General features: G+C 69.3%; 9 protein-coding genes and 2 pseudogenes. 5 read left to right on the plus strand and 6 right to left on the minus strand.

What is annotated here, in order from left to right; all coding sequences use genetic code 11:
- Positions 1 to 131 precede the first annotated feature (131 nt).
- The gene (locus AB0N06_RS24270) at positions 132 to 2,408 is read right to left on the minus strand and encodes a polysaccharide lyase 8 family protein (RefSeq protein ID WP_366136812.1); all 2,277 of its coding nucleotides are present in this window, start codon (positions 2,406 to 2,408) and stop codon (positions 132 to 134) included.
- Positions 2,409 to 2,669: 261 nt separating this feature from the next.
- Positions 2,670 to 6,542: an endo-alpha-N-acetylgalactosaminidase family protein gene (locus tag AB0N06_RS24275; RefSeq protein WP_366136779.1), complete on the minus strand. Its 3,873-nt coding sequence runs from the start codon at positions 6,540 to 6,542 to the stop codon at positions 2,670 to 2,672.
- Between the two features lie 355 nt (positions 6,543 to 6,897).
- Between AB0N06_RS24275 and AB0N06_RS24280 the strand changes: the two are divergent.
- Positions 6,898 to 7,164, plus strand: a pseudogene (locus AB0N06_RS24280) (acyl-CoA dehydrogenase family protein); the annotation flags it as partial.
- Positions 7,165 to 7,328: 164 nt separating this feature from the next.
- On the opposite strand, the gene AB0N06_RS24285 reads toward AB0N06_RS24280, so the two are convergent.
- The 3 genes from AB0N06_RS24285 to AB0N06_RS24295 all read right to left on the minus strand — a co-directional run bounded on the left by AB0N06_RS24285 (position 7,329) and on the right by AB0N06_RS24295 (position 9,781).
- Positions 7,329 to 8,093, minus strand: coding sequence for an amino acid ABC transporter ATP-binding protein (locus AB0N06_RS24285; RefSeq protein ID WP_366136780.1), 765 nt, complete (start codon positions 8,091 to 8,093; stop codon positions 7,329 to 7,331).
- Between the two features lie 60 nt (positions 8,094 to 8,153).
- Positions 8,154 to 8,942, minus strand: coding sequence for an amino acid ABC transporter permease (locus AB0N06_RS24290; protein WP_366136813.1), 789 nt, complete (start codon positions 8,940 to 8,942; stop codon positions 8,154 to 8,156).
- A gap of 62 nt (positions 8,943 to 9,004) precedes the next feature.
- Positions 9,005 to 9,781: an ABC transporter substrate-binding protein gene (locus tag AB0N06_RS24295; protein WP_366136814.1), complete on the minus strand. Its 777-nt coding sequence runs from the start codon at positions 9,779 to 9,781 to the stop codon at positions 9,005 to 9,007.
- 278 nt (positions 9,782 to 10,059) lie between these two features.
- Between AB0N06_RS24295 and AB0N06_RS24300 the strand changes: the two genes are divergently transcribed.
- From AB0N06_RS24300 to AB0N06_RS24315, 4 genes and pseudogenes are all read left to right on the plus strand, one after another.
- Positions 10,060 to 10,986: a LysR family transcriptional regulator gene (locus tag AB0N06_RS24300; RefSeq protein ID WP_366136781.1), complete on the plus strand. Its 927-nt coding sequence runs from the start codon at positions 10,060 to 10,062 to the stop codon at positions 10,984 to 10,986.
- Positions 10,987 to 11,055: 69 nt separating this feature from the next.
- Positions 11,056 to 12,201, plus strand: a complete 1,146-nt coding sequence (locus AB0N06_RS24305) for a cystathionine gamma-synthase (protein ID WP_366136782.1) — start codon at positions 11,056 to 11,058, stop codon at positions 12,199 to 12,201.
- Positions 12,202 to 12,288: 87 nt separating this feature from the next.
- On the plus strand, positions 12,289 to 12,867 hold the full coding sequence (locus AB0N06_RS24310) for a cysteine dioxygenase family protein (protein WP_366136783.1): 579 nt from the start codon (positions 12,289 to 12,291) through the stop codon (positions 12,865 to 12,867).
- A 184-nt stretch (positions 12,868 to 13,051) separates the two neighbouring features.
- Positions 13,052 to 13,228, plus strand: a pseudogene (locus AB0N06_RS24315) (DUF664 domain-containing protein); the annotation flags it as partial.
- 156 nt (positions 13,229 to 13,384) lie between these two features.
- On the opposite strand, the gene AB0N06_RS24320 reads toward AB0N06_RS24315, so the two are convergent.
- Positions 13,385 to 13,630, minus strand: coding sequence for a hypothetical protein (locus AB0N06_RS24320; protein WP_366136784.1), 246 nt, complete (start codon positions 13,628 to 13,630; stop codon positions 13,385 to 13,387).
- Positions 13,631 to 14,004 lie beyond the last annotated feature (374 nt).

Genomic DNA, 14,004 nt, shown 5'->3' on the forward strand with positions numbered 1-14,004 from the left:
GCACGCTCGCTGCGTTGTCGGGCTCGCCCCGATACGCCCAGTATCGGGGCGACCCTCCGCCTTGCGATCGCACGCACCAGACGCCGCCCGGCCCGCCCTACGGCCGGACGACGCCACTTTCGAAACACGCCCTAGCGGACCTCACAGCGAAGGCTAGCGCCTGCCCTACCCGGCGCGACCCGCAGGACCAGGCGGCGGCCCGTGGCGCGCACCTCGATCCCCGGGTCGGTGGAGACAGCCTCGCGCACCGGACGCTCCCACACCACGTCCACGGGCGCCCCGCTCCGGTCGGGCCCGCTCACGCACACCGTCGACGAGTGACGCCTCTCCCGTACGAGCACGCTCGCCGGGGCCGTGACGGAGAGCGGGCCCGCCGTGCCCGGCTGCCAGAAGTTGGCGGCGGTCAGCCCCAGCGAACGGACGGCGACGCCCTGCCGGTCCGCGGTGTTGGCCAGGACGGTCAGCCATGATCGGTCCGCCGCGCGGGCGGCGAGCGTGCGGCGGGAGGCGCCCGGCATCAGCAGATAGAGGTACGTGGCGTCGGTGGGGTCGGTGCCGTGGTCGAGCCAGAGGGTCTGCCAGTGGCGGGTCCGCTGCTCGGTGGAGCTGGTGGTGTTGATGTCGGACCAGGCTCCGGTCCTGGCCTCCCGCAGCGTCCGCAGGGCGGCGCCGCCGGGCAGCACCCAGCCGCCGTGTCCGTCGAGGTGTGCCCAGCGCGGACGGGTCCCGCCGTCGAGGGTGAACGCGGCGGAGGGTTCAGGACCGAGGTTGCGGTTGTCGACGATCGTCTCGACCGGGACCCCGTCGGCGGCGCTGATGCCCGCGCCGAGACAGATGACCGTATCGGCGGTGCAGAACCAGGATTTGCGGGCCTGCAGGGTGGATCCCAGGCCCTTGACGTGCTGTCCGACGGCGGCGAACTCGCCGTCGTGCGTGCCGCCGACCCACTGGACGGCGGGCCGGGGTTCGCCCCATTCGCCGCCCGCGCGGTCGGTGAGGCGCTTGGTCGAGACGGTGGTGCCGGGCAGGCGGTACCAGTCGACGGTCGGCCAGAACCAGTCGGTGTACTGGTCGCCTCCCGAACGCCCCTGCCACCAATAGAGCATCCCGGCCCCGGTGTGCCAGCCGCGCGGGTTCTCCCCGTTGCCGCATTCGTACGAGCTGATCCGCTCCGACGCCATGGAGAGGCTGGCGACCCAGCCCGGGCGGCGGTGCACGGCCCGGTCCATGGCGGTGAAGAGCGTGTGCCCGACAGGTTCGGGGGCGGCGGGGACGGCGTCGGCGGCGACGGCCGCCAGCCGGGACAGATCGGCGACACCGAACTGCGGCGCGGTGAGGATCGGGGCGACGGTGTCCCGTTCGATCCACCCCTTCACCATGGCGTTCCACCGGTCGCGCTCGGCGGCTGAGGCGCCACCGGCGAGGAGCGCGATGGCGGCGATCAGCCCCTGCCCGTGGAAATGGTCGCTCCGCATGACCTTGCGCTCGTCGCTCTTGAGCAGCCCCCGGCTGATGGCGCGGCCGTTGACGCTGTCCATCATCAGTCCGTCGTGGATGAGTGGCGCGTAGGCGTGCTCGACACTGTCGAGGATGATCTGCCGGTTGGGGTCGGTGACGGCCCAGCTGGACCCGGCGAGCAGTGCGAAGAGCCGGCCGAGGCCGTCGAGCATGACCTGCCCGTACGTTCCCGAGTAGGCGACCCAGGTGTGCTGGACGAACGACCCGTCGGCGTAGAGGCCGTCCCCCTTCGTCACGTACGGGAAGACGGGCGAGAGGGCGTCGCGGGCCAGGGCGTTCTTCACGGGGTCGCGGCCGAGGATGCCGCGCAGGGCGACGGAACGGCAGAGGTCGACGCGGTTGGCGCCGGTGGACGTGCCGCTGTAGTCGCCGAGCATGGCATCGGGGATGAAGTGGTCCACCGCGGCGCAGGCGGCCTGCCGCTGTTCCTCGGTGAGGTGGTCGTGGAGGACGGCGACGATGTCCATGAGGAGACGTGGGCTGCCGATCTGCCATTCCCACCAGTTGCCGTACCGGGTGGTGGCGGGGCTGTAGATCGTCGCGGCGAGGTGGTCGAGGCCTCGGACGATGTCGGCGAGGAGCGCGGTGTCACCCGTGTGGCCGGTGCCCTGCTGGGCGTACGCCTGGGTCATCACCCACAGGCGGCTGTAGCTCGCGGTGATGCCGGACGGCGGGTCGAAGGGACGGTCGGCCCAGAGGGAGGCCGCGGCGGGGGCCATGGTGGCGCGGAACCCCGCGGCGAGTCCACCGGTCTCGGCGAGCCGAGAGGCGTAGGGCTCGGCTGCGGCGTCGTATCCGGTGCCGAGCGCGAGATCGACCCAGCGCAGCCGGAGGGTGTCGAACTCGTCGGCAGGTGCGTCGGTGGCGTGGGCCTGTCCAGGGAGGGCCAGGCCGAGTGCGGTGGCAGTACTGGTGGCCAGAAAGGCACGGCGTGACCAGGCGGGCAGGAGTGACACGACAAGACCTCCGGAACCTCAGTGGTATGGACCGGCCGCACGCCGGTTCAGATCGACCGGCACATGGGGGGCGGCGTCGCGAGCCCCATGTGCCGGTCGCTCTTGGCACGCGCCCGTGGGAACGGGAAGGGGGTGGGACCGAGACCGCCCCCACCCCCCTCGCCGCCTATTGCTCAGTACTCACCGATCGCCCGGTCAACTCCCACAGTGGAACCGCGCGTTGCCCCAGTCGGCGTGGTCGTTTCCATTACCGTCGCCGCCGTCCCCGACGACCAGCTCGACGTACTTCGCTCCGGTGACGTCCGCCGTGAGCGACCAGGCGGTGTCGGCCGCCCTGAGCACCGGTGACTTCACCTTCTCCGTGCCGTCGGCCGTGACGCTGAACTGCACGCTGCCCGCGCTCTTCTGGACATCGTCCACGCCGACCTCGGCGGTGAACGAGGTGCACTGGCCGCCCAGGTAGTAGCGGATCTTCGCGGGGGCGTGGCTGCCCAGGCCCTTGGCGTAGACGGTGCCACCGATCGTCAGCGGGGAACCGTCGCCGGCGCCCGTCTCACCGTTGGAGATGTCACGCTCAACCGGTCCCCAGCCGTTGCTGGCAGCGGTCCAGTCCAGGTCGCTGGCCCAGCTGTCCGTAGTGGGCGGCGGCGGCAGTGTCCGTACGGACGTCTGCGCGCCGAGGGTCCGCTGCGCGCTGCCGACCGTGTAGGACACCTCGGAACTCAGGTTGTACGTCTGATACTTGGCGTCCACCGGCGGAGTGACCCGCCAGCCGGCGGTGGCCTTGGCGCCCGCCGCGACCGAGTCGAAGGTGACCGCGCCCACGGGCTCCGCCTTCCAGCCGTCCGGGACGGTGAGGCCCACCGAGACGCCGGTGACCTGCGTCGCCTCGTAGTTGGTGAAGCTCACCTCGACGACGCCGGCGACGCCCGGCTCCAGGGTCTCCGCGGCCGGGTCGACGCTGAGCGTTCCGCAGGCGGCCATCTCACCGGCCGGGGCGGCGCCGAGGTCGGTCACGGTGAACCCGTCCAGGACGAAGTCGGCACGGTCGGGTGCGTCGTCACGCTTGCGCAGCCCGGTCCAGGTGTCACCGCAGCCCGCCGTGACGGTCTCGGAGAAGTGTCCCGTGGTGCGCTGCTGACCGATCGCCGTGGTGCGGGTCTCGACCGAGTCGGGGGTGCCGTCGGCCGAGATCCGGTCGTACCCGTCGACCCACTCGTAGGCGCCGGCGTGGCTGGACTGGTAGTCGTACTCGACCTTGTAGCGGTGGCCGTCGGTCATCGGTACGGTCCAGGGCGCGGTCCGGTAGACGAGCCCGCCGTTCTCCTCGTGGGCCTTGAGGGACTCCTTGCCGCCGATCACGTCGTCGACGAGCTTCCCGTTCCAGCCGGCCTGGGTGTACGGGGCGTGCAGCTGGGAGATGACGGTGCGGGGGTCGGTGGAACCGCCCGCGTCGCCCTTGAGGAAGGGGCCCCAGCCCTGGTCGACGTCCTCGAAGTCCTCGGAGACGACGGTGTTCTTCTTGCTCTCCGGGGCGTTGGCGACGATGCGTACGTCATCGGCCCGCACGCTCGCCGTACTGCCTCCGGCCGCTTCGATACGGAACATGGTGTGGCCGCTCGCGGGCGCGGTGAAGTTCACCTTGGCGCGCTGGAAATACGTGCCGTGCCAGTCGGACGCGGCGACGTAGTCCTTGGCGGTGGAGCGGTCCACGACGACGGACTTCCCGCCGGCCGTGAGCGTCGTGTGCCGGGTCTTTCCGGGCTGGACCTCGATGAGTGCGGACGCGGTGTAGCGCTTGCCGGGCGTGAGGCCGGAGATGCGCTGCGAGAGTGCCGCCGTGCCGGTGCCGGAGAGCTTGGCGCTGTTGCGGCCCCGGCCGTCGGTGTCGCGGGCGACGGTGCCGGTCTTCGACCAGGCGGTCAGCCCGTCGTCGTTGAAGCCCGGGTCGTGGACCGGGGTGCCCTCGCCCCACTTGGTGTCGGCGGCCTTCGGCGCCTCGTCCGGGTAGAGGACGTACGGCTGACCGGCCTCGGCCTTCAGCGTGATCCTCCCGTCGACGGGCTTGACCGTTCCGGCCTTGACTCGGCCGTTGTCGGTGAGCTTGTAGACGGTGTACGCCCCCGTGGACGGCACGGCCCAGCTGCTCGTACCACCGGACTTGCTGTAGTGGTAGAGCTTCTTCCCGCCGTCCCACGGAAGCAGGTAGTCGGTGCCGCTCAGCACCTTGCGGCCGTGGTCGTAGAAGGTCCGCTTGCCGTCCTCGACGGTGCCCCGGACATCACCGGTGAAGGTGATGTCGTTGCCGTCCCAGCGGGTGATCTTCTGGTGCTGGAGGTACTTGGCGGGCAGGTTGCGCTGCCAGATGTTGTCGTAGAAGGCGTTCCAGTCGGTCTCGCCGGTCCAGCCCTCGAATTCGCTGATGGCGGTCTGGCCGAGGACCGGGTTGTTGTTCCAGACGTCCTTCTCGCTGTTCCGGATGAACCGGATGATCTGCGAGTTGAGGCCCTTGTTGGCGGCGCCGCCGTAGTCGAGGTCGTTGGCCCAGTGGGACCAGAGCGTGCCGCGCTCGAACTTGTCGGACCACTCACTGCCGACGTTCCAGCCCTGCTTCTGCAAGGTCTGGAGGGTCTTGTCAGCGATCCAGCCGTGCGTGTAGTAGACGTCGACGTAGAGGAAGCTCAGGTTGCGGTCGGTCTCGTCGCGCAGTTGCTGGAAGCGCTTGGCCAGGTCGCCGCTGTTGATGTCGCGGCGCTGGTCGATGTAGTAGCTCTGGCCGAGCCAGTTCCAGCCGGGCCTGGTCTTGTCGACGAGCTTCTCGTCGAAGGCGTTGGCCTCCGGGTACGCCTCGGTGGCGTTGACGTGGACGCCGAAGGTGGCACCCCACTTCTTGCCGTCCTTGAGGAGCTCGTTGAGGTCCTTCAACCCGCCGCCGCGCTTGTTGTAGTTGCCGCCGTAGTCGGGGTGGGCGGAGTCGTGCCCCTCGGAGGCGTACCCCTTGAGGATCGCCCTCTGCCCGAGACCGTCCGTGGACAGCGAGACCCGCTTGACGTCGTCGAGGGTCCGCAGGAAGGGGTGGGTGGCCTGGCTGGCGAAGTTGAACGGAATGTGGGTGATGACCCGGTCCGCGGTGTCGTCGCTGCCGGGAGCGATCACGCCGATGGTGCGGAACGCGACCGCGCCGTCCTGCCAGTCGACAGTCTTGTCGCCGTTGGCGTCGGGCGTGATGACGACCTTCGCCCAGGGGAGGTTGTCCCCGCTCTCCGGCTCCGGTGCTCCGGCGCCGCGGTAGGTCCACTGCCCGGACCAGACACCGACCCGGACGCTGCCGTCGTCGGCCTTGCGTGCCTGGTGCCAGAACCGGGCGCCGTCGCCGCCGGTGGCGCCGGACGGCTTGTCGTACGAGGAGTTGGACTCGATGGCCGCCGCGAGCGAGCCAGTGTTGACGATCGCGTACGAGGCACCGACCGGCGCCTTGTCGGCGGCGGTGTCCGCGGTGACCTTGGCGAAGACGTCGGCGGACCGCGTGGAGTTCGTGTCGAGCCGGGTGAACGCGGTGGCGGCGCCGGTGTCGGTGGATCCGACGGAGACCAGGTCGTGGCCGGGGATGTCGAGGGTGCCGACCCGGAACGCCTCGGTGTCGCGGACGGCCGTCACCTTGAAGGTGGTGGCGCGCCCGGAGACCGAGAGCGAGGCGTCGATCTCGACGCCGGGCAGATCGGGGAAGGTCAGCGTGTACCGGGCGGTCGAGTCGGTGACCTCGGGCGCGTCCTTGAGCTTCACGGCGTGTGCGGTGCCGTTGAGGGTGACCTCGGTGACCGGTTTCGTGGAGCCGGACAGCTGGTTGCCGCTGGCCCGGTCGGTGTACGACAGGACGCGCGGGAAGTCGTCTGCGACGGCGACCGAGAGCTGCGGCGATCCGATGACGCCGGCGTCCGCGGGAACGGCCGCGCCGACTGCGGCGGGTGACTGGGTGGCGGCTGTGGCGGGGAGCACGGTCCCCACCAGCGCCAGGACGGCGGCTGAGGCGGCGGCGACAGCGCCCGCCGAAGTGAATCTTCGCGACATGTGCCCTGAGTAGTCCCCGTGTCGGCACACCGTCAACGACGTATGGCCCCGTGGGGCCCTCCAGTCCAACAACCGCGATGCGTAAGTCCAAGTGGACGGTTGGCATCCACGCGGGGCGGCGCCCCTGTGCGTGATGTGCGGGACGCTCACTCCGCCGCGCATGACCTGGCCCCATGTCGGGCGGCTTGGCGAGATTGCGGGGTTTCCCGGCCGTGACCAGCGACCACCTGCGCAACTTACGGAATCACACTTTCCAGAAGTACGTTTCCGTTAACGATTGCGTCTGGCTCGGGACTTGGGGCCGGCCCGCGCACCGCGAATTCGCACCACACCACTTTGCCGGGACTCCGCTCCCCCGTACGGCAGGCAGGCCAGCATCGCCAAGCTGATCGCCACCGACGCCGCGATGCGGGTGACCACCGAAGCGGTCCAGATCTTCGGGGGCGCCGGCTACACCCGCGACTTCCCGGTCGAGCGCTACATGCGGGAAGCCAAGGTCATGCAAATCTTCGAGGGCACCAACCAGATCCAGCGCCTGGTCATCAGCCGGGACCTCGCTCGCGGCAACTCCGGACCGGCCGCACATGTTCTGTCCGCTGCGCACACAAAGGTATGCCCATGAACCCCACCGCATCAGTCGCCCTGGTGACCGGCGGCGCCAGTGGTCTCGGCCGTGCCGTCGCCACGGAGCTCCTCACCGCGGTAGCCCACGTCGTCGCGCCGCGCTGACCCGACCGAGGTCCCCTGCGCCCAACAGGCACGACAGAAAGCCTGTGCCGCGCCTCGCTATCGGGGCGCGGCGGCACCCGCCTCGCCCGGGTGGATGACACGGGCGAGGAAGGCGCGGGTCCGCGGATGCTGCGGGGCCCCCAGTACCTCATCGGGGCGGCCCTGCTCGACGACCACGCCGCCGTCCATGAAGACCACGCGGTCGGCGACCTCCCGTGCGAAGCCCATCTCGTGGGTGACGACCATCATGGTCATGCCCTCATCAGCGAGACCACGCATCACGCTCAGCACATCGCCGACGAGTTCCGGATCGAGTGCGCTGGTCGGCTCGTCGAACAGCATCAGCTCCGGTCCCATCGACAGCGCCCGGGCGATCGCCACCCGCTGCTGCTGTCCGCCGGAGAGCTGCGCGGGGTAACTGTCCGCTTTGTCGGCGAGTCCGACCCGGGCGAGGTTCTCCCGTGCCACGCGTACGGCATCGTCCTTCCCGCGCCGGAGCACCCGTCGCTGAGCTATCGTCAGGTTCTCCAGCACACTCAGGTGCGCGAAGAGGTTGAACTGCTGGAAGACCATGCCGATGCGGCGTCGTACCCGGTCGATGTCCACATCCGGGTCGGTGGTGTCCGTGCCGCCGACGACCACCCGTCCCTCGGTCGGCTGTTCAAGGAGGTTCGCACAACGCAGCAGTGTGGACTTCCCCGACCCCGACGGGCCGATGACGCAGACCACCTCGCCGGATTCGATGGTGAAGTCGACGCCCCGCAACACCTCCAGATCACCGAACGACTTGTGCAGTCCTTGGATCTTGATCGCTGCCGTCATGTGTGTGCCTTCGCCTCTTCCGGTTGTGGTATCGCTCAGGGCCTGCGTGGCTTTCACCGGTCATCTGGCTTTCGCGTGGCGCGCCTCCAGGCGACGCACCACATATCCCAGGGGGATGGTGATGAGCAGATAGCACAGACCGGCGATGAAGATCGGAGTGGTGTTGGCGGTTTCACTGGCCAGATCACGCCCGAACTTGGTGAGTTCACGGGTCTCCAGCGTGACGCCCAGAAACAACACGAGAGAGGAATCCTTGAACAGCAGCACCAGTTCATTGGTGAGAGGCGGCACGATGATCCGGAAAGCCTGCGGAATGACGATCGAGCGCATGGCCAGGCCGCGTGACATACCAAGTGTCCGCGCCGCCTCCATCTGGCCGCGCGGCACGGCCTGGATGCCGGCCCTGATGGTCTCGGCCATGTAGGCTGCCGCGACCAGGCCGAGAGCGACGGCCACCTGCCCGTAGGCGCCGCCGGGAATCATCACGCCGGGGAAGGCGAGCGGAACGCCGACTCCGATGAAGATGAAGATCAGCAGGGCGGGCAGGCCGCGGAAGAACTCGATGTAGACGCAAGCCAGCCAGCGGTACGGCGCCACCGAGGACAACCGCATCAAGGCGATCACCAGGCCGAGGACGAGACCGACCCCGAATCCGGACAGGGTGTACGCCACGGTGTTGGTCAGCGCCACGGTGATCAGGTCCGGAAACATCTGCCGGGCCACGGAGAGTTCGAGGAACTGGTGCTGCAGCTGGTGCCAGTCGGCGAGGGTGCCGACGAGGAGCACGGCGACGGCCAGGAGCGCGTACTGGATCCCGCGGACGATGCGGCGCCGGAGGCGTGGGGACAGTGCGGGCCGCGGCGCGGTCTGCTTCTCCCGCCGGGTCGGCGTGGTGGAGGTCTGGGCGGCGCTCACCGGGTCATCGTCTCCTCGGACATCGGGCCGATCCACTGCTCGTAGAGTTTCTTGTACGTCCCGTCCTGTTTGGCCTTCTCGATCGCCTTGTCGATCGCCGCGAGCAGCTTGGGATTGCCGCCCTTCTTCACCGCGAAGCCGTACCGTTCGCCGGTCTGCACGGTGCCGACCAGCTTGAGCCGGGCTGCGATCGCGGGGTCCTTGAGCCAGTTCTCAACCACCGGATAGTCCTGGATGACCACATCGACCTGCCCGGTGCGCAGCCCGTTCAGCACGGCGTCGGAGCTCTCGAACGACTGGGGGTCCAGACCGTGCGCGTGCGCCTGGTCCTCGCCGGTCGTGGCCGACTGGGAACCCAGCTTCACCTTCCCGGCCTTGATCTCGTCCAGTGACCCGGCGGTCACCCCCTTCCGCGCGAGCAGCGCCTGAGTGGCGTTGAAATAGGGGGTCGAGAAGTCGAGGTTCCGCTTGCGCTCGTCGGTGATGGTCATGCCGGCGGCGGCCACATCGCAGATGCCGGCATTGAGGTCGGCACCCGTCTTGATGGTCTCGAAGGACTTGTCGACGATGGTCTGCTTGACGCCGAGGTCCTTGGCGACCAGGTCGATCATGGCGACGTCGAAGCCGACGACCTTGCCGTTCCGCTCCGACTGGAAGGGCGGGTAGGGCAGGTGGGTGCAGGTGGTCAGTTGGCCGGCCTTGACCAGCTTCACCCCGCCCGCTGTGGTCGCTCCCCCGCTGCCGCCGCTGCAGGCCGTGGTCGCCAGGGCCAGGCAGGCGACGAGTGCGAGGGGGGCGGAGCGGCGGGCGAGTCTTCCGTACGAGTTCACAGGGCTTCCCCTTGTGCGTGGAGGGACGGTCACGCTGCTGGTAAGGAGCCGCAGCCAGACGTGGGCAGACATGGACGTACCGAGAGCGCACGGATCGGAGTGGCGACCCGATGCCGCGATCTCGAGGCGAGCGGTAGGTCGGCCCACCGTGGCGCAGGTCAGAAGGAAAGTCCAGCGTTGATCTTCTTTACCCCTCCCCAAACTCTCCTTACTGTTGGCGCATGTTTGACTCACGGCACGTCCAGACGTTCGCCGAGGTCGTGCGCACCGGCTCCTACGCGGCAGCGGCCCGGAGTCGGGGCTACACCCAGCCGGCCATCAGCCAGCAGATGAAGGCCCTTGAACGAGCCGTCGGAACGCCGCTGTTCGTCCGAGTGGGCCGCAAACTGCGGCTGACGGACGCCGGCGAGGTGCTGGCGCGCCACGCCTCAGGCATCCTGGGGCAGATCGAGGCCGCGCACGAGCAGATGAACGCGATCACCCGCCTGAAGGCCGGGCGGATACGCGTCTGCGCGTTCCCCAGCGCCAACGCGGCCCTGCTGCCCGCTGCGGTCGCCCGCATCACCGCACACCACCCGGGGATCCGCATCGAGCTGCAGGAACAGGAGCCGCCGCTGTCCCTCAACGCGCTCGGCCGCGGCGACTGCGACATCACCCTGGCGTTCTCCTACGGCGGCGCGGCCGAGCAGCAGATCGAACAGGACCTGATCGAAGTGCCGTTGCTCGACGATCCGTTGGTGGTGTTGCTGCCTGCCGGGCATCCGCTCGCACGGCGCCGCACCGTGGAGCTGCAGCAGTTCACGCACGAGCGTTGGATCGCGGGATGTCTGCGCTGTCGCGGTCACTTCGTGGCGGCCTGCGCCGAGGCGGGTTTCGAGCCGGACATCGCGTACACCACCGACGACAACCTCGCGGTGCAGAGCCTGGTGGCCGCGGGAACGGGCATCGCGCTCATGCCCGGCATGGTGCTGTCGTTCATGCGCCACCCCAAAGTCGCAGGACGTCCGGTCGTCCCCGCGGACCACCGCAGAGTGTCCGCCTACACCCTTGCCGGCCATCAAGAAGTACCGGCCATCAGGGTCATGCTGGACGCGCTGCGACACGCCGCGGCCGAGCTTCGCCCCGGCTGCCGGATCACGCATCAATAAGCAGATTCTTGATGGATCGCAAAACTCCCTCACTAGACCGTATAGATGCGGGCAGGCACGCTGCTGAGCATGGATCAGCCTCATGCCTTCGAAACCCTGGCCATTCACGCCGGTCAGGCCCCCGACCAGACCACGGGAGCAGTGGTCCCGCCCATTCACCAGACCTCGACCTACCAGCAGGACGCGGTCGGGCGGCTGCGCGGCGGCTACGATTACAGCCGCGCGGGCAACCCCACTCGCACCGCTCTCGAGGAGTGCCTCGCCGCCCTGGAGTCCGGCACATGTGCGACGTCCTACGCCAGCGGACTCGCGGCCGAGGACACCGCGGTCCGCGCCGTCTGCGCACCCGGCGACCATGTGGTCATCCCGGACGACGCCTACGGCGGCAGCCTGCGGCTGTTCCGCAAGGTGCTCGCGGGCTGGGGGCTGTCGTACACCCCCGTCCCGCTCCGCGATCTCGACGCGGTACGGGCCGCCGTGCGCCCCGAGACCCGGCTCATCTGGTGTGAGACCCCCACCAATCCGCTGCTCGGCGTCAACGACATCGCCGCGCTGGCCGGCATCGCCCATGAGGCGGGCGCGCTGCTCGCGGTCGACAACACCTTCGCCTCGCCGTACCTGCAGCAGCCGCTGACGCTCGGCGCGGACCTCGTGATGCACTCCACCACGAAGTACATCGGCGGCCACTCCGATGTGATCGGCGGGGCAGTGGTGGTACGAGACGAGGAACTCGGGGAGAAGATCCGCTTCCACCAGTTCGCGGTCGGGGCGATCCCCGGTCCCTTCGACGCCTGGCTGACGCTGCGTGGCGTCAAGACCCTGGGTGTACGCATGGACCGGCACTGCGACAACGCCGAACGGGTGGCGGCGATGCTCGCCCAGCACCCGCGAGTGACGCAGGTCCTCTACCCCGGGCTGCCCGGCCACCCGGGCCATGAGGTCGCGGTCAAGCAGATGCGCCGCTTCGGCGGCATGGTCTCCTTCCGTCTCGCCGGAGGTGAGCGTGGCGCGCTCGACGTGTGCGAGCGGACACGGCTGTTCACGCTGGCGGAGTCCCTCGGCGGCGTGGAGTCGCTCATCGAGCACCCGGCCCGTATGACGCATGCCTCCGCGGCCGGGACCCCGCTGGAGGTTCCGGCCGACCTGGTGCGGATCTCGGTGGGCATCGAGAACGCCGACGATCTCATCGCCGACCTGGCCCAGGCGCTGTCCTGAGCCGCGAGGGCGCCGGTCCCGCAGCCGCCCACACCGCCCATCGTGTCCGAGCCACTCCCCCCAACAGCCCCAAAGGAGAGGGACAACATGGCATTCCCCATCGCCACTGCGCCTTCGACGCGACTGGACGAGCTCGTCGAGGCGGTACGCGACACCGTGCGGCTGGAACGCACCCCGGCCGAGACCGCACACCTGGTCGCGGCTCGGCTCGAGCCGTTCCTGGCCCTGCCCGACCTGGTGCCGCCGCAGTTCCGTGCCGGCGACCCCGACCACTATCGCCAGCATGTGGTGCACGCCGAGGACGACGGAAGTTTCTCTCTGGTCGTACTCGTCTGGGAACCCGGGCAGCGCACCCCGATCCACGACCATGTGGCGTGGTGCGTCGCCGGGGTCCACGAAGGCGCCGAGACCGAGGAGCGCTACGAAATGCGCGGCCTCGACGGACCCATCCGGCTCGTGCCCGCCGGGCGGACGGTCAACCCGGCCGGTACCGCCGCCGGTTTCGCACCGCCGGGTGACATCCACTCGGTGCGCAACTCCGGTGACTCCACGGTCATTGCCATCCACGTCTACGGCGCCGATATCTCACGGCTCGGTACCAGCGTGCGCAGGCTGTACCGGTACCCGGTAGGAGATGCGGGGGTGCACGACGAGTCCTTCGGATAAACCGCATCCGGTATGCCGCCGACGGGCCGCGTCCGGCTGCGAACCCGCCAACCACGGTTTCACCGAACCGTGGGCCGTTGACCGGCAGGTTTCGGTCATGGTCAACGGTTGCCTCGTCACAGGGTTCGCCCCGGGTTCCAGGTTTGTGCGTCGGAGGGCGCGGCTATGGTCTGGCCTTCGACTACGCGAGCAGGCCGCGACCGACGCCGCGCTGGCCGAGCACGCGGATCTGAGCGAGCGTCTGGGGAAGGACGAGATCGCGCTCCGGGAGTTGATGGTGCATCGGGTCGAGGAATACGCCTGTCACTGCGGGCACGCCGACCTGTTGCGCGAGTGCGTCGACGGAAGGGTGGGCCAGTGACGAGGGCGAGCGTGAGAGCCTGAGCCCGGGTCGGGGCGGCCCGCGGTGCCCCGCCACCGGAGCACCGCTCGCCCGCCCCGGCCCCGGTGGCGGCGCGGACCAACGGGCCGGGCGAGGGCGACCCAGCGACCTGGTCGCTGTGCCCGAGCCCTCTCCTCAGCGCTCCCGCGTGTACGTCACGATCCACGCAATGGTGAGAAAAACTCCGAGAACCCCCACGCCGAAGATGCCGAAGGACGTCCAGATCCCCTTTCCGTCCACCGCGGAGCGCACCCCGCCGGCGAGCCCGCCGAGGGCCATGCAGATGCCGAGGACGAATGCCCGTGAACTCCGGGGGCGCAGCCAGTGCCACAAGTCCGGACGGCGGCGACCGGGCGGCGGCGGGCCTGCGGAGTGCTTCACCGGTACCTCACCTTTCCTGGTTCTGCTGGTGCTACCACATGGGTGTCACCGGGTTCCTTCTTCGACGGGGTGTAGGAGAAGTCGATTCCCGTCGCCACCACGGCGACCGGCGCACCGAATATCTTCCCCCGAACTTACCGATCGTGTTGATGAACGTGGGGCGATGGCGTTTCCCCTTTACGTCGCTCGGGATCGATCCCTTCTCAAGGTGCTTGCTGGCCTCGCCGACGGCGTACGCGGGCGTGCCACCGGTGAATCCCTGCACCGCGCCGTTGATGTCTCCGCGCACGAGTGCCTCACCGCCGCTCATCCAGGATCGGTAACTGAGGAACTCGGCAATGGGCTTGATGGTGCCGCTGCCCCACTTCTTGGGG

The sequence above is a fragment of the Streptomyces sp. NPDC051020 genome, from assembly GCF_040683105.1.
Taxonomy (GTDB): domain Bacteria; phylum Actinomycetota; class Actinomycetes; order Streptomycetales; family Streptomycetaceae; genus Streptomyces.